Source organism: Streptomyces lanatus (assembly GCF_014655715.1).
GTDB classification, from domain to species: domain Bacteria; phylum Actinomycetota; class Actinomycetes; order Streptomycetales; family Streptomycetaceae; genus Streptomyces; species Streptomyces lanatus.
Map to the genome: position 1 here is coordinate 417,864 of NZ_BNBM01000007.1, position 14,058 is coordinate 431,921.

At 70.0% G+C, this 14,058-nt stretch carries 13 protein-coding genes; 9 read left to right on the forward strand and 4 right to left on the reverse strand.

The annotated features are described in order from the left end of the window. Positions 1-3 precede the first annotated feature (3 nt). Positions 4-1,092 (forward strand): hypothetical protein, encoded by a 1,089-nt coding sequence (locus tag IE325_RS21555; protein WP_190071672.1) that lies wholly within the window; start codon positions 4-6, stop codon positions 1,090-1,092. A 62-nt stretch (positions 1,093-1,154) separates the two neighbouring features. Beyond that, entirely contained in the window at positions 1,155-2,450 is a 1,296-nt protein-coding gene (locus tag IE325_RS21560) for a hypothetical protein (RefSeq protein WP_190071673.1), read from the forward strand. A 121-nt stretch (positions 2,451-2,571) separates the two neighbouring features. Here the strand turns inward: IE325_RS21560 and IE325_RS21565 are convergent, their stop codons facing one another. Continuing rightward, positions 2,572-4,068 (reverse strand): oligopeptide:H+ symporter, encoded by a 1,497-nt coding sequence (locus IE325_RS21565; protein ID WP_190071599.1) that lies wholly within the window; start codon positions 4,066-4,068, stop codon positions 2,572-2,574. 504 nt (positions 4,069-4,572) lie between these two features. Between IE325_RS21565 and IE325_RS21570 the strand changes: the two genes are divergently transcribed. Together IE325_RS21570 and IE325_RS21575 are read left to right on the forward strand one after the other, a co-directional pair. Further along, on the forward strand, positions 4,573-5,250 hold the full coding sequence (locus IE325_RS21570) for a response regulator transcription factor (protein ID WP_107905766.1): 678 nt from the start codon (positions 4,573-4,575) through the stop codon (positions 5,248-5,250). 49 nt (positions 5,251-5,299) lie between these two features. Beyond that, positions 5,300-6,571 carry a sensor histidine kinase gene (locus IE325_RS21575; protein WP_190071600.1) on the forward strand — a complete coding sequence of 424 codons (1,272 nt, stop codon included), beginning with the start codon at positions 5,300-5,302 and terminating at the stop codon, positions 6,569-6,571. An 8-nt stretch (positions 6,572-6,579) separates the two neighbouring features. Here the strand turns inward: IE325_RS21575 and IE325_RS21580 are convergent, their stop codons facing one another. After that, the gene (locus tag IE325_RS21580; protein WP_190071601.1) at positions 6,580-7,140 is read right to left on the reverse strand and encodes a GtrA family protein; all 561 of its coding nucleotides are present in this window, start codon (positions 7,138-7,140) and stop codon (positions 6,580-6,582) included. Positions 7,141-7,304: 164 nt separating this feature from the next. Between IE325_RS21580 and IE325_RS21585 the strand changes: the two genes are divergently transcribed. Genes IE325_RS21585 through IE325_RS21595 form a run of 3 tightly spaced genes read left to right on the forward strand, consistent with a single transcriptional unit; the run spans position 7,305 to position 10,163 of the window. Next, positions 7,305-8,444 carry a 5-(carboxyamino)imidazole ribonucleotide synthase gene (locus IE325_RS21585; protein ID WP_190071602.1) on the forward strand — a complete coding sequence of 380 codons (1,140 nt, stop codon included), beginning with the start codon at positions 7,305-7,307 and terminating at the stop codon, positions 8,442-8,444. Further along, positions 8,441-8,968, forward strand: coding sequence for a 5-(carboxyamino)imidazole ribonucleotide mutase (gene purE / locus IE325_RS21590; protein WP_190071603.1), 528 nt, complete (start codon positions 8,441-8,443; stop codon positions 8,966-8,968). The genes IE325_RS21585 and purE overlap by 4 nt, the downstream gene beginning before the upstream one ends. A gap of 4 nt (positions 8,969-8,972) precedes the next feature. Further along, positions 8,973-10,163: a dipeptidase gene (locus tag IE325_RS21595; RefSeq protein WP_190071604.1), complete on the forward strand. Its 1,191-nt coding sequence runs from the start codon at positions 8,973-8,975 to the stop codon at positions 10,161-10,163. Between the two features lie 4 nt (positions 10,164-10,167). Here IE325_RS21595 and IE325_RS21600 read toward each other — a convergent pair whose 3' ends face one another. Beyond that, a complete protein-coding gene (locus IE325_RS21600) occupies positions 10,168-10,527 on the reverse strand; it encodes a VOC family protein (protein ID WP_190071605.1) in 360 nt (119 codons plus the stop codon). A 137-nt stretch (positions 10,528-10,664) separates the two neighbouring features. On the opposite strand from IE325_RS21600, the gene IE325_RS21605 reads away from it, so the two are divergent. Next, positions 10,665-11,165, forward strand: coding sequence for a CGNR zinc finger domain-containing protein (locus IE325_RS21605; RefSeq protein ID WP_190071606.1), 501 nt, complete (start codon positions 10,665-10,667; stop codon positions 11,163-11,165). A gap of 162 nt (positions 11,166-11,327) precedes the next feature. Here IE325_RS21605 and IE325_RS21610 read toward each other — a convergent pair whose 3' ends face one another. Beyond that, positions 11,328-12,671, reverse strand: coding sequence for a UDP-glucose dehydrogenase family protein (locus IE325_RS21610; RefSeq protein ID WP_190071607.1), 1,344 nt, complete (start codon positions 12,669-12,671; stop codon positions 11,328-11,330). 190 nt (positions 12,672-12,861) lie between these two features. Here IE325_RS21610 and IE325_RS21615 point away from each other — a divergent pair, with 190 nt between their 5' ends. Next, positions 12,862-14,019, forward strand: a complete 1,158-nt coding sequence (locus IE325_RS21615) for an acyl-CoA dehydrogenase (RefSeq protein WP_190071608.1) — start codon at positions 12,862-12,864, stop codon at positions 14,017-14,019. Positions 14,020-14,058 lie beyond the last annotated feature (39 nt).

Sequence of the window (14,058 nt, forward strand, 5' to 3'; positions counted from 1 at the left end):
GGGATGCGGATCGCGGCGCTGCTGGCCGTGCTGGCGCTGCTGTCGCCCGTGGTGTCCGCGTCGGCGGCCGATGATCCGCCCACCGTGAAGCTGTCCAAGTCCCAGGCGGGGACGGGCGGTTCGATCACCGTCACCGGCAGCGGCTGGCGACCGCGCACGCTGCTCATGATCCTCATCTGCGGCCAGTCCGTGCCGTCCACCGGAGTGACCGGGGGCACCAACTCCTGTGCCAACGCGGACGGCAGGGCCGTGACGACGGACTCCGAGGGCCGCTTCAGCCGAAAGCTGCCGGTGGCGGAGCCGCCCGTGCCGTGTCCGTGCGTGGTGCATGTGGCGACGGTGACCGGGGCGAAGGCCGAGGCCGACGCGATCTTCCAGGTCGCCGGGCACGCGGTCGAGCCGCTGCCCGCGGAACCGGCGGGCGGACGCCTGTCGGTCCTCACGGACACTCGCCTCGACGGCTCCGGCTCCCTGCTCACCTGGTTCGGCGCCCCGCCCGCGCGGACGCTCGTCTTCACCGTCGGCAATGTGGGCACCTCGCCCGTGAAGAACCCGGTCTTCCAAGTCGGCACCTCCCACGGCGTGTTCGCCCCGCAGTGGGAGGAACAGCAGTGGCGCGGCACCATCCAGCCCGGCCGCAAGGCACGGATCGAGCTGCCCGTGGAGCTCGCCGCCGGGGCGCACGGCGACTACACCGTCTCCCTGAAGTACGGCGGCAAGGTGATGGCCGAACAGCCCTGGGGCGTGGGCCGCCCCTGGGGCGTGACGCTGTTCTGGATCCTGGTCTGCCTGGTCGTACCGGCGGCGGTGTTCCGGGTCGGGATGGCGGTGGTGGACCGGATACGGCCACGGCAGACGGCCCGCCGACGCGGCCTGCGCCTCCCCGAAGTCGCCCTCCGCCTGCCGGGGCTCAGGCCCCGGGAGGAGGCGAGGCACGCGGCTTCCCCCTCCTCGGCCCTGCCGTGGTTCACCCCGGACAACGACCCGGGCACGGCCGGTCGGCTCTCCGCACCGCACGACGACGACAGCGCCACGAGTCGTACGACCCCTACTGGTCCTACGACTCCTACGACCAGGAAGGGACCCCCGTGAGCAAGCGAAGGAGAGTCACACCGGCCCGGCCCGGGAGAGTGAGTGCGGCGGGCGTCGCCCTGATGCTGGGCGGCGCGGGCGTTCTGCTCGGCGTGTCCGCCGGTACCGCCCAGGCGGCCGAGGTGGCGTACGCGACCGAGTGCATCCCGCCGCCCATCTCCGGGCTGCCGCCGGTCCAGGGCACCACGAAGGTGGAGATCACCGCGCCCGCCGAGGCGAAGGTCGGCGACGAGGTGGAGATCGTCTGGAAGTTCGTCCAGGGGGCGTCCAAGAACCCGGACATCCTCGACCTGGAGGCGAACACGGTCCAGCCGACCGGCACCCTGAAGGCGGCCGGCGCGCAGACGACGGACATCGCCATGCAGGGGCCCCGGGAGAACCCGCCGATCCCCAAGAACACCGACATGAAGCTGTCCGACATGAAGGGCAAGCTCAAGCTGACGGCACCGGGCGAGGTGACGCTGACGCCGGACGCGTACAACATCAACGTCAACAAGCCGATCTCCACGGATACGAAGTGCGCGCCGAAGGAGACGGTGCAGAAGGCGGCGACGATCAAGGTGACGGAGGGGGGAGGGCAGCCGACGGACGACCCTACGGATGACCCGACGGGCGATCCCACCGATGACCCGACCGGATCGCCGGAACCGGACCCGACGCCGACTGAGAGCGAGACGGGCGGCGGCACCAGCACCGGTGGCGATGACGGCGGCGGCCAGACCGACTTCACCGGCAAGGAGGTCCAGGTCCCCTACAAGTGCAAGACGCCCATCGGCGACAAGGACGCCACCTCGCCGGTCCAGATCGACGCCAAGAAGAACGGCGGGAGCTTCGACCTGACCGTCCAGTTCAAGAAGTCGGTGATGGACAGTCCCGCCGACATCCCCAAGGACTCCGTCAAGCCGTCGATGGAGGTCGTCCTGGGCGGCGCCGACAAGGGCACGGTCCATGTCGAGGGCCCGACCAACTCCGAGGACATCAAGTCGGGCGACCCGATAGAGATCCCCGACCTCACCGGCACCTACAAGCCGGGCGCGAGCGGCGAGTCGACCCTCTCCCCGGGCGTGCTCACGGTGAAGGCCCTGGGCACGACGACGACCTGCACCCCGACCAAGACCGAGGTCTCCCTCACCCTGGACACGAGCGAGCAGCCCGGCGGAGCCTCCGGCGGCGGCTCGACCGGCGGTTCGGGCGGTTCGGCGGGAGGCTCCGCCGGCGGCTCGTCGACGGACGGCGGCCTGGCGGCGACGGGCGCGGAGGACCACGGGTCGCTGAAGGCGCTGGGTCTGGTGGCGGGGACGGCCCTGCTGCTGGGGGGAGCGGTGTTCACGTTCATGCCGAGGCGCAGGACGCGCTGATTCCCTCAGGGGTGCGGGGCGTATCGATGTGCGGCTCCGCCGCGCGGGCGCACGGCGGCAGAACCAACGGGGCCGTCACACCTACGTAGGTGTGACGGCCCCGTACGGCTCAAGCAGCGCGCTAGCGCACGTCGCCCATGAGCTCCTTGACCCGCTTGCGGTACATCCACACCGCCACACCGGCGACGACGGCGAGCGTCGCCTCCAGGGCCACGATGTTGGTCTTGTTCAGGTCGACACCGGCGATGGAGAGCAGACCGGTCGTGGCGTCACCGGCGGTGACGGCCAGGAACCAGACGCCCATCATCTGCGAGGCGTACTTCGCGGGCGCCATCTTCGTCGTCACCGACAGACCCACCGGGGACAGCAGCAGCTCGCCCACGGTCTGGACGAAGTAGATCGCCACCAGCCACATCGCGGCCGCCTTGTGACCGCCCTCGGCGATCGACAGCGGGGCCAGGAAGAGGAAGAAGGACGCGCCGACCAGGACCAGACCCGAGCCGAACTTCACGATCGTGCTCGGCTCCTTGCCACGCCGGTTCAGCGCCAGCCAGAACCAGGCGAAGACCGGGGCCAGCGCCATGATCAGGACCGGGTTGACCGACTGGTACCAGGAGACCGGGAACTCCCAGCCGAGGACGCTGTTCTCGGCGGAGCCGTCGGCGAAGATCGACAGGGTCGAGCCGCCCTGGTCGTAGATCATCCAGAACACGGCCGCGGCCACGAAGAACCAGATGTACGCGGACATCTTCGACTGCTCGCCGCGGTCCAGGTCCTTGTCGCGCTTGATGCGGACCAGGACCATCGTCGGGATGATCACGCCGAGCAGGGTCAGCGGGACCAGGACCCAGTTCAGGGTGTAGTTGCCGGAGACGCCGACGATCGCGTAGAAGACGACCGCGATACCGGCCCAGATCGCCGCCTTGCGCAGGGTCGAGGACTTCTCCTCGGCGGACAGCGGTGTCGGGACGACGCTGGAGCGCTCCGCCAGGTGGCGCGAGCCGATCAGGAACTGGACCAGACCCAGCGCCATGCCGAGCGCGGCGAGCGCGAAGCCCAGGTGCCAGTTGACGTTCTCACCGATGGTGCCGATGATCAGCGGCGCGGCGAAGGCACCGAGGTTGATGCCCATGTAGAAGACGGTGAAGCCACCGTCGCGGCGCGGGTCGGACGGGCCGTCGTAGAGGTGGCCGACCATCGTGGAGATGTTGGCCTTCAGCAGACCCGAACCGATCGCGACCAGGCCGAGGCCGGCGTAGAACGTGCCGGAGGACGGCAGGGCCAGCGTGAGGTGGCCGAGCATGATGACGCCGCCGGCCACGGCGACGGTCTTGCGCGGGCCCCAGACCCGGTCGCCGAACCAGCCGCCGGGCATGGCGAGCAGGTACACCATCGACACGTAGACCGAGTAGATCGCGGTCGCCGTCGCCACGTTGAGGTGCAGGCCGCCCGGAGCGACCAGGTACAGCGGGAGCAGTGCCCTCATGCCGTAGTAGGAGAAACGCTCCCACATCTCGGTCATGAAGAGAGTGGCCAGTCCGCGGGGGTGGCCGAAGAAGGTCTTCTCGGAGCCGGGGGTGCCCGGGCGGGCCGAGTCCTTCGTCAGGCTGGACGCCATGGTCGATCCTTGCTGGTCGGGACGCGCACCGACGTAGAAACGTGCACGCGCCCGGTGGGGGGCGGCCGGCACCGGCGGACACGGCCGTCCACCCCACGCCCAGGGGCAGTCCGCTCCGGATCACGGAGGGGATGACGGCGACCGTCGGGATCCACGCCCCCGCCTTCGGGGGCCCGGCCACAGGTCATTCCAGTCGGGACCGGTGAGCACCGGTCCCGCACACAAAAGAGACCCTCAGCGTCAAGTGCGCCGAAGGTCCCTGCAGTGCTACAGGCGTAGATTCACCATACGTCAGGACACTGCCGGATATGGAAGGACTTGAGACACGGATCACAGGTGTCGAGGGAACCGCGAACGCCCTTTCCATGGTCCTTCCAGGATCGCACCTCGCAGGCATAGGTCTGTACCACGCGGGTCGAAGGTAAGAGACACGCCGGGAAACGGTGAGAATCCCGGCGGGCGATCACCCTCCAGCTCTTGTCATGGGCGGACTACCATCACTCCATGACCCGAGTACTGCTCGCCGAGGACGACGCGTCCATTTCGGAGCCGCTGGCCCGCGCACTGCGCCGGGAAGGGTACGAGGTCGAGGTGCGGGAGGACGGCCCCACCGCGCTCGACGCTGGAATGCAGGGCGGTATCGATCTGGTCGTACTGGACCTCGGCCTGCCCGGCATGGACGGTCTGGAGGTGGCCCGGCGACTGCGTGCCGAGGGCCACACCGTGCCGGTCCTCATCCTGACCGCGCGCGCCGACGAGGTGGACACCGTCGTGGGCCTGGACGCCGGTGCCGACGACTACGTCACCAAGCCGTTCCGGCTCGCCGAGCTGCTCGCCCGGGTCCGGGCCCTGCTGCGGCGCGGCGCGGCCGAGCCCCAGCAGCCGCCGGCCACCCATGGCGTACGGATCGACGTCGAGTCGCACCGGGCATGGATGGGCGACGAGGAACTCCAGCTCACGGCCAAGGAGTTCGACCTGCTGCGGGTGCTGGTGCGCGACGCCGGCCGGGTGGTGACCCGGGACCAGCTGATGCGCGAGGTCTGGGACACGACCTGGTGGTCCTCCACCAAGACGCTCGACATGCACATCTCCTGGCTGCGCAAGAAGCTCGGCGACGACGCGGCCAACCCCCGCTACATCGCGACGGTGCGCGGCGTGGGCTTCCGTTTCGAGAAGAGCTGAGCCGACGGGCCGAGTCCCGGAATCCAGCCGTACAGGTAAGTAGCAGGGCATGCGCCGTCGACTGATCCAGTCCACCCTCGCCGTCGTTCTCGTCGTGATCGCCGTCTTCGGTGTGTCGCTGGTCATCGTCGAGACCCGGACCATCACCAGCACCGCGCAGGAGCGGGTGGACACCGAGGCGGTCCGGCTCGCCAGCATCGTGGACAGCCGGCTGCTCGGCGACGAGACCGTGGACGCCAAGGTGCTGCAGGATCAGATCCAGGGCGACCGCTACGCCGAGATCCGGATCCCGCAGAAGCCGGTGATCGAGGTCGGCACCAAGCCGACCGGCGATGTCATCAGCGCCACGGAGACCGGCGAGGAGGGCGAGACGGTCACCGTGCAGGAGCCGCGCTCCTCGGTGACCCGCGAGGTCGGCCGTACGCTGCTGATCATCGGGGCCGTGGCCCTGCTCGCGGTGATCGCGGCCGTGCTGCTCGCGGTACGCCAGGCGAACCGTCTCGCCTCCCCGCTCACCGACCTCGCGGAGACGGCGGAACGCCTCGGCTCGGGCGACCCCCGCCCCCGCCACAAGCGGTACGGCGTCCATGAGCTGGACCGGGTCGCGGATGTGCTGGACTCGTCGGCGGAGCGCATCGGGCGCATGCTCACGGCGGAGCGCCGGCTGGCCGCCGACGCCTCCCACCAGCTCCGCACCCCGCTCACCGCGCTCTCCATGCGCCTGGAGGAGATCACCCTCACCGACGATCTCGACACGGTGAAGGAAGAGGCGACCATCGCGCTGACCCAGGTGGAACGCCTCACCGACGTCGTCGAGCGCCTCCTGACCAACTCCCGTGACCCCCGTACCGGCTCCGCCGTCACCTTCGACCTCGACGAGGTCATCCAGCAGCAGCTGGCGGAGTGGCGCCCGGCGTACCGCAGCGCGGGCCGCGCGATCGTGAGCTCGGGCAAGCGCCACCTCCAGGCGGTGGGCACCCCGGGCGCGGTGGCGCAGGTCCTGGCGGCGCTGATCGAGAACTCCCTGATGCACGGCGGCGGCACCGTCGCCCTGCGCACCCGGGTCACCGGCAACCAGGCCGTGATCGAGGTCACCGACGAGGGTCCCGGCATCCCGGCCGATCTGGGCGCCCGTATCTTCGAGCGCGCGATCAGCGGCCGTAACTCCACGGGCATCGGTCTGGCGGTGGCCCGCGATCTGGCGGAGGCGGACGGCGGCCGGCTGGAGATGCTCCAGACGAAGCCCCCGGTCATCGCGCTGTTCCTGTCCCGGACCCAGCCGCCGAAGAAGGCGCAGGAGTCGGGGCCGACGGTCAGATAGCGGCCCGCTCAGCTCACGCGCTGGCCGACCCGGCGCTCCTGCGCCGCGGGCTCGCGCGGGGACTCCAGGAACGATTCGGCGGTCGGCGCCGGCTCCTCCACGGGGAGCGCGCGGAACACCCAGGTGCGGTACGACCAGAACCGGAACAGCGTCGCGATGCCGATGCCGAGGAACTTGAAGATGTTGCTCTGCAGCGGGCTGTCCCAGCCGAAGCCGTAGGTCGCCGCGTACAGCACGCCGTTCTCGATCACCAGGCCGACCGCGCTGAACAGCAGGAACAGGGTCAGTTCCTTGGTGCGGCGGCTCTTGTCGCGGTCGCGGTAGGTGAAGTACCGGAAGCCGATGTAGTTGAAGATGATCGCGACGACGGTGGCGATGACGCTCGCCCGCACCACCTGGAGGTCGGTGACATGCCGCACCAGGTTGAACACGAGGAGGTTGACGAGCAGCCCGGCTCCGCCCACCGCACCGAACTTCGCGACCTCACGAACCAGCCGGTCAAGGCGCTGCCGTACGGATTTCCCGGACACCGGAGGCGACGATTGAAGCCCCGAGGAACCACGTCCCATGGTCGTGAAGGCTCCTGTCGGTCGATATGTCGGTCGGTTTCGTCAACTCAGCCATGCTAACCACCCCCCTTCTCGATTGCCTGTGTGTGAGGTCATACAGCCGGGAAGAGGCCCGGAAAAGTCCGGTAAGAGGGTCGCCCCGGAGCGGCCGATACCCTAGGGGCGTGACGTTCCCGGTAGTCGGCATGGTCGGCGGAGGCCAGCTCGCTCGTATGACACACGAGTCAGGCATTCCGCTCGGCATCAGGTTCAAGCTCCTCAGTGACACCCCGCAGGATTCCGCGGCGCAGGTCGTCAGCGATGTCGTCATCGGCGACTACCGCGACCTCGACACGCTGCGCGAGTTCGCCCGCGGGTGCGATGTGATCACCTTCGATCACGAACATGTACCCACCGAGCACCTCAGGGCCCTGGAGGCGGACGGTATCCCCGTCCGCCCCGGCCCCGACGCGCTCGTGCACGCCCAGGACAAGGGCGTGATGCGCGCGAGGCTCGACGCGATCGGCGTGCCGTGCCCCAGGCATCGCATCGTGACGGACCCCGGTGACGTGGCGGCCTTCGCGGCGGAGGGCGACGGCTTCCCGGTCGTCCTCAAGACGGTCCGCGGCGGCTACGACGGCAAGGGGGTCTGGGTCGTCGACTCCGCCGAGGAGGCCGCCGACCCGTTCCGCGCCGGCGTCCCGGTCCTCGCCGAGGAGAAGGTCGACTACATACGCGAGCTCGCCGCCAACGTCGTACGGTCGCCGCACGGCCAGGCCGTCGCCTACCCGGTCGTCGAGTCCCAGCAGGTGAACGGCGTCTGCGACACCGTCATCGCGCCGGCCCCCGACCTCGACGAGGCCCTCGCCCTGCGGGCCGAGGAGATGGCGCTGCGGATCGCCAAGGAACTGGACGTCGTCGGCCACCTCGCCGTCGAGCTGTTCCAGACCCGCGACGGCCGCATCCTCGTCAACGAGCTCGCGATGCGCCCCCACAACTCGGGCCACTGGACCCAGGACGGCGCGATCACCTCGCAGTTCGCCAACCACGTCCGCGCCGTCCTCGACCTGCCGCTCGGCGACCCGCGCCCGCGCGCGAAGTGGACGGTCATGGTCAACGTCCTCGGCGGCGACTACCCCGACATGTACTCCGCGTATCTGCACTGCATGGCCCGCGACCCGCAGTTGAAGATCCACATGTACGGCAAGGACGTGAAGCCCGGCCGCAAGGTCGGCCACGTCAACACCTACGGCGACGACCTCGACGACGTGCTGGAGCGCGCCCGTCACGCTGCCGGCTATCTGAGAGGCACGATCACCGAATGAGCCCTGTTGTTGGCATCGTCATGGGGTCGGACTCCGACTGGCCCGTCATGGAGGCCGCCGCCCAGGCCCTCGACGAGTTCGAGATCGAGTACGAGGTCGACGTCGTCTCCGCGCACCGCATGCCGCGCGAGATGGTCACGTACGGCGAGCAGGCGGCCGAGCGAGGGCTCAAGGTGATCATCGCGGGGGCCGGGGGAGCCGCTCACCTGCCCGGCATGCTCGCCTCCGTCACCCCGCTCCCGGTGATCGGCGTGCCCGTCCCGCTGAAGTACCTCGACGGCATGGACTCCCTGCTCTCCATCGTGCAGATGCCGGCCGGCGTCCCGGTCGCCACGGTCTCGGTCGCCGGTGCGCGCAACGCCGGGCTGCTCGCCGCCCGTATCCTCGCCGCCCATGACGAGGACCTGCTCCAGCGGATGGGCGAGTTCCAGCAGGACCTGAACGACCAGGCCAGCGAGAAGGGCAAGCGCCTGCGCGCCAAGGTCGAGGGATCGGGCGCCTTCGGCTTCGGCTCGGGGAAGTGACGCGATGACCTCCGCTTCGTTGGAGGCGGCCCGGGAACTCCTGCGCGAGTTCCCGGTCGTCGACGGCCACAACGACCTCCCGTGGGCGCTGCGCGCACAGGTCCGCTACGACCTCGACGCCCGCGACATCGCCGGCCACCAGGGCGCCCATCTGCACACCGACATCCCCCGCCTGCGCGAGGGCGGCGTGGGCGCGCAGTTCTGGTCGGTGTTCGTCCGCTCGGACTACGCCGGCGACAAGGCGGTCAGCGCGACGCTGGAACAGATCGACTGCGTACGGCAGTTGCTGGCGCGGTATCCGGCCGACCTGCGCCCGGCGCTGACGGCGGCGGACATGGAGGCGGCCCGCGCGGAGGGCCGTATCGCCTCGCTGATGGGTGCGGAGGGCGGCCACTCCATCGCCGACTCCCTGGCCACGCTGCGCGGGCTGTACGCGCTCGGCGTCCGCTATATGACCCTCACCCACAACGACAACATCGCGTGGGCCGACTCCGCGACGGACGAGCCCGGCGTGGGCGGTCTGTCGGCCTTCGGCCGCGAGGTCGTGCGGGAGATGAACCGCGAGGGCATGCTGGTCGACCTCTCGCACGTCGCGGCGACGACGATGCGGGACGCGCTGGACACCTCCACCGCCCCGGTGATCTTCTCCCACTCCTCCTCCCGCGCGGTCTGCGACCACCCGCGCAACATCCCGGACGACGTCCTGGAGCGTCTGCCCGGCAACGGCGGCGTCGCCATGGTCACGTTCGTGCCGAAGTTCGTGCTCCAGGCGGCGGTCGACTGGACGCTCGCGGCCGACGAGAACATGCGCGCCCACGGCTTCCACCACCTCGACACCACAGCCGAGGCGATGAAGGTGCACCGCGCCTTCGAGGAGACCACCCCGCGCCCCATCGCCACGGTCTCCACGGTCGCCGACCATCTCGACCACATGCGCGAGATCGTCGGCGTCGACCACCTCGGCATCGGCGGCGACTACGACGGCACCGCCTTCACCCCGGACGGTCTGAACGACGTCTCCGGCTACCCCAACCTCATCGCCGAACTCCTGGACCGCGGCTGGTCCAGGGCCGACCTGGCCAAGCTGACCTGGCAGAACGCGGTACGGGTGCTGGGCGCGGCGGAGGACGTGGCCCGGGACCTGCGGGCGACGCGGGGGCCGTCCAACGCGACCATCGAGCAACTGGACGGCTGACGCCTCAGCAGGCGCACAGGCAGAACGGATGTCCTGCCGGGTCCGCGTACACCCTGAAGGTGCGCGAGCGGTCGTCGGTGTCCAGGGGCTTCGCGCCCAGGGCGAGGACGGCTTCCTCGGCCGTGTCCAGGTCCGGCACCGTCAGGTCGAGGTGGAACTGCTGCGAGTGATCGGGCGCGGGCCACTCCGGCGCGACGAACCCCGGGGCGGCCTGGAACGCCAGCGCCTGCCCGCCGGGCACCTTGAGGTCCACCCAGTCCCCGTCGCCCTCCACGGTGCCGTCGAGCACGCGCGCGTAGAAGTCGGCGAGGGCGCGGGGGTCGGGACAGTCCAGGACGACGACGCCCAGTTCGGCGATGGCCATGACTTCCTCCTTGAAGGGATGGTTACCCGAGTGGTTACCCATGGAATGCGTCAACGGGTAACGCTGTTACCTCATGCTGACGCATTGGGGGTAACGTCGCAAGGGGATTGGCGGGATGCGAGAGATAGCGTGCAGCCATGAGTGAGAGATCGCCCGCGCCCGGGGGCCTGGAGCTGATCCAGTCCCTGGTCAACACGCTGGACATCGAGTCGGGTGCCGACTCGCTGGACACGGCGGAGGGCCGGGCGCGGTTCGGGCTGGCCGAGGCCGACCTGCCGGGCGCGCGGGAGCTGCGGGAGTCGCTGCGGGTGGCCCTGCTCGCCCACGCCGGTCATGCGCCGCACCGCGCGGTGACCCCGCTCGGCGAGCTGCTGACGGCGAGCCCGCTGGTCGTCTCGGTCGACGCCGCCGACGGGTCGGCCACCCTCGCCGCCGCCGACGCGGGGCCGCTGCGCTCCAGGGTGGCGGCGGCCATCGCCCGGTCCCTGGTCGAGGGCACCTGGATCCGGCTGAAGGCCTGCGAGGCCGTCGACTGCCACTGGGCGTACTACGACCGCAGTCCGGCCGGACGCGGTCGCTGGTGCTCGATGCAGGTGTGCGGGGCGCGCGCGAAGATGCGGCGCTACCGGGCCAAGTGAGCCGGAGCCAGGTGGGCCGAGCGGGCCAAGTACGCCATTCTGAAAGGTTGTTGAAGATTCATTCGGCGTGATGGCGTCAGGTGCGGCAGAATGCGAAGGACGCCGTTTCGGCCGACTGAGCCTCGGCCGAAGCGGCGTCGCCTGTGCGGGGCCCAGGCGGATCTAGGCCGTGGGGCGCCCCATCGCCCGGTAGCTCCACCCGGCTTCGCGCCACAGCTCGGGGTCGAGGGCGTTGCGGCCGTCCAGGATGACCCGGGCCGCCGCGACCTCGCCGAGAGCCCTCGGGTCCAGCTCGCGGAACTCGCGCCACTCCGTCAGATGCAGCACGACATCGGCGCCGCGCACCGCCTCGACCGCGCTGTCGGCATAGCCGAGGGTCGGGAAGAGACGGCGGGCGTTGGCCATGCCCTTGGGGTCGTAGACGGTGACCTGGCCGCCCTGGAGGTGGATCTGCCCGGCGACGTTCAGCGCGGGCGAGTCCCGCACGTCGTCCGAGTCGGGCTTGAAGGTGGCGCCGAGCACCGCGACCCGCTTGCCCAGGAAGGACCCGCCGCCCAGCGCCTGCCGGGCGAGCTCCACCATCTGCCCGCGCTGGCGCATGTTGATCGAGTCGATCTCGCGCAGGAAGGTCAGCGCCTGGTCGGCGCCCAGCTCACCGGCGCGGGCCATGAAGGCGCGGATGTCCTTGGGCAGACAGCCGCCGCCGAAACCGATCCCGGCCCGCAGGAACTTCTTGCCGATCCGGTCATCGTGGCCGATGGCCTCGGCCAGCTTGGCGACATCGCCGCCGGCGGCCTCGCAGACCTCCGCCATCGCGTTGATGAAGGAGATCTTGGTGGCCAGGAAGGAGTTGGCGGACGTCTTCACCAGCTCGGCGGTGGGGAAGTCGGTGACGACGAAGGGGGAGCCGTCGGCGATCGGCGTCGCGTACACCTCGCGCAGCAGCTCCTCGGCGCGCTCGCTGCGCACGCCGACGACGATCCGGTCCGGGTGCAGGGTGTCCTGGACGGCGAAGCCCTCGCGCAGGAACTCCGGGTTCCAGGCCAGCTCCACCTCGCCGCCGCCGGGCGCCAGCTCCAGGATGCGGGCCGCGAGCCGGTCGGCGCTGCCCACCGGCACGGTCGACTTGCCGACGACCAGGTTCGGGCCGCGCAGGTGCTTGGCGAGGGACTCGACGGCGGAGTCGACGTAGCTCATGTCGCAGGCGTACTCGCCGTGCTTCTGCGGGGTGTTCACGCAGACGAAGTGCACATCGCCGAACTCGGCGACCTCCGCCCAGTCCATGGTGAAGCGCAGCCGCCCGGTCGAGCCCTCGATGCCGGCGACGTGCTTGCGCAGCAGCTCCTCAAGGCCCGGCTCGAACATCGGGACCTGGCCGCGGCCGAGCATCTCGATCTTCTCGGGCACGACATCGAGCCCCAGTACCTCGAAGCCGAGCTCGGCCATGGCCGCGGCGTGGGTGGCGCCGAGATAGCCGGTACCGATCACGGTGATCTTGAGGGCCATGGGGGGACTCCATAAGGGGGACGGCGGCGTGCGGGCCCGAGCATAGTCGGAGGGTCTGACGGGCAACTTCCCCGCTGTCGCCAAGCTCACGTATCACTGCCGTGAGCCGACCCCTAAAATTTGAGTTACTTAACGGTAATTAGCACCGGCATCACACTTGCCACCCAGCGTCCTTGGAGCGTGAGAGACCTTGGCCGGATCGGCTGACTTCGACCTGTACCGCCCGTCCGAGGAGCACGACATGCTCCGTGACGTCATCCGCTCACTGGCCGAGGCGAAGATCGCACCGCACGCCGCCGCGGTCGACGAGGAGGCCCGCTTCCCGCGGGAGGCACTGGACGCTCTGGTCGCCAATGACCTGCACGCGGTGCACGTGCCCGAGGAGTACGGCGGCGCGGGCGCGGACGCGCTGGCGACGGTGATCGTGATCGAGGAGGTCGCGCGGGTCTGCGCCTCGTCCTCCCTGATCCCCGCGGTGAACAAGCTGGGCTCGCTCCCGGTCATACTCTCCGGCTCCGAGGAGCTGAAGAAGAAGTACATGACCCCGCTCGCCAAGGGCGAGGGCATGTTCTCGTACTGCCTGTCCGAGCCCGACGCCGGTTCCGACGCGGCCGGCATGAAGACCAAGGCGGTCCGGGACGGCGACCACTGGATCCTGAACGGCGTGAAGCGCTGGATCACCAACGCCGGCGAGTCCGAGTACTACACGGTGATGGCGGTCACCGACCCCACCAAGCGCTCCAAGGGAATCTCCGCCTTCGTCGTCGAGAAGTCCGACGAGGGCGTCTCCTTCGGCGCCCCGGAGAAGAAGCTCGGCATCAAGGGCTCCCCGACCCGCGAGGTCTACCTGGACAACGTCCGCATCCCGGCGGACCGCATGATCGGCGAGGAGGGCACCGGCTTCGCCACCGCGATGAAGACGCTGGATCACACCCGCATCACGATCGCCGCCCAGGCCCTCGGCATCGCCCAGGGCGCCCTCGACTACGCCAAGGGCTATGTCCAGGAGCGCAAGCAGTTCGGCAAGCCGATCGCCGACTTCCAGGGCATCCAGTTCATGCTCGCCGACATGGCCATGAAGATCTCGGCCGCCCGCGCCCTGACCTACCAGGCCGCCGCCGCCTCCCAGCGCGTCGACGCCGACCTCACCTACCTGGGCGCCGCCGCCAAGTGCTTCGCCTCGGACGTGGCGATGGAGGTCACGACGGACGCGGTGCAGCTCCTCGGCGGCTACGGCTACACCCGTGACTACCCGTGCGAGCGCATGATGCGCGACGCGAAGATCACGCAGATCTACGAGGGCACCAACCAGGTCCAGCGCATCGTCATGGCGCGCAACCTGCCGTAAGCGAGAGCGACAGAGGGGNNNCCCCCTCTGCTGCGAGCG

What these genes read in the sequence shown, in the direction of transcription:
- IE325_RS21600 (WP_190071605.1), bottom strand. Translation starts at nt 10,527, where the DNA reads ATGGCCATCGCCGAACTGGGCGTCGTCGTCCTGGACTGTCCCGACCCC.
- IE325_RS21580 (WP_190071601.1), bottom strand. Translation starts at nt 7,140, where the DNA reads ATGGGACGTGGTTCCTCGGGGCTTCAATCGTCGCCTCCGGTGTCCGGG.
- IE325_RS21575 (WP_190071600.1), top strand. Translation starts at nt 5,300, where the DNA reads ATGCGCCGTCGACTGATCCAGTCCACCCTCGCCGTCGTTCTCGTCGTG.
- IE325_RS21570 (WP_107905766.1), top strand. Translation starts at nt 4,573, where the DNA reads ATGACCCGAGTACTGCTCGCCGAGGACGACGCGTCCATTTCGGAGCCG.
- IE325_RS21605 (WP_190071606.1), top strand. Translation starts at nt 10,665, where the DNA reads ATGAGTGAGAGATCGCCCGCGCCCGGGGGCCTGGAGCTGATCCAGTCC.
- IE325_RS21565 (WP_190071599.1), bottom strand. Translation starts at nt 4,068, where the DNA reads ATGGCGTCCAGCCTGACGAAGGACTCGGCCCGCCCGGGCACCCCCGGC.
- IE325_RS21595 (WP_190071604.1), top strand. Translation starts at nt 8,973, where the DNA reads ATGACCTCCGCTTCGTTGGAGGCGGCCCGGGAACTCCTGCGCGAGTTC.
- IE325_RS21610 (WP_190071607.1), bottom strand. Translation starts at nt 12,671, where the DNA reads ATGGCCCTCAAGATCACCGTGATCGGTACCGGCTATCTCGGCGCCACC.
- purE (WP_190071603.1), top strand. Translation starts at nt 8,441, where the DNA reads ATGAGCCCTGTTGTTGGCATCGTCATGGGGTCGGACTCCGACTGGCCC.
- IE325_RS21560 (WP_190071673.1), top strand. Translation starts at nt 1,155, where the DNA reads ATGCTGGGCGGCGCGGGCGTTCTGCTCGGCGTGTCCGCCGGTACCGCC.
- IE325_RS21555 (WP_190071672.1), top strand. Translation starts at nt 4, where the DNA reads ATGCGGATCGCGGCGCTGCTGGCCGTGCTGGCGCTGCTGTCGCCCGTG.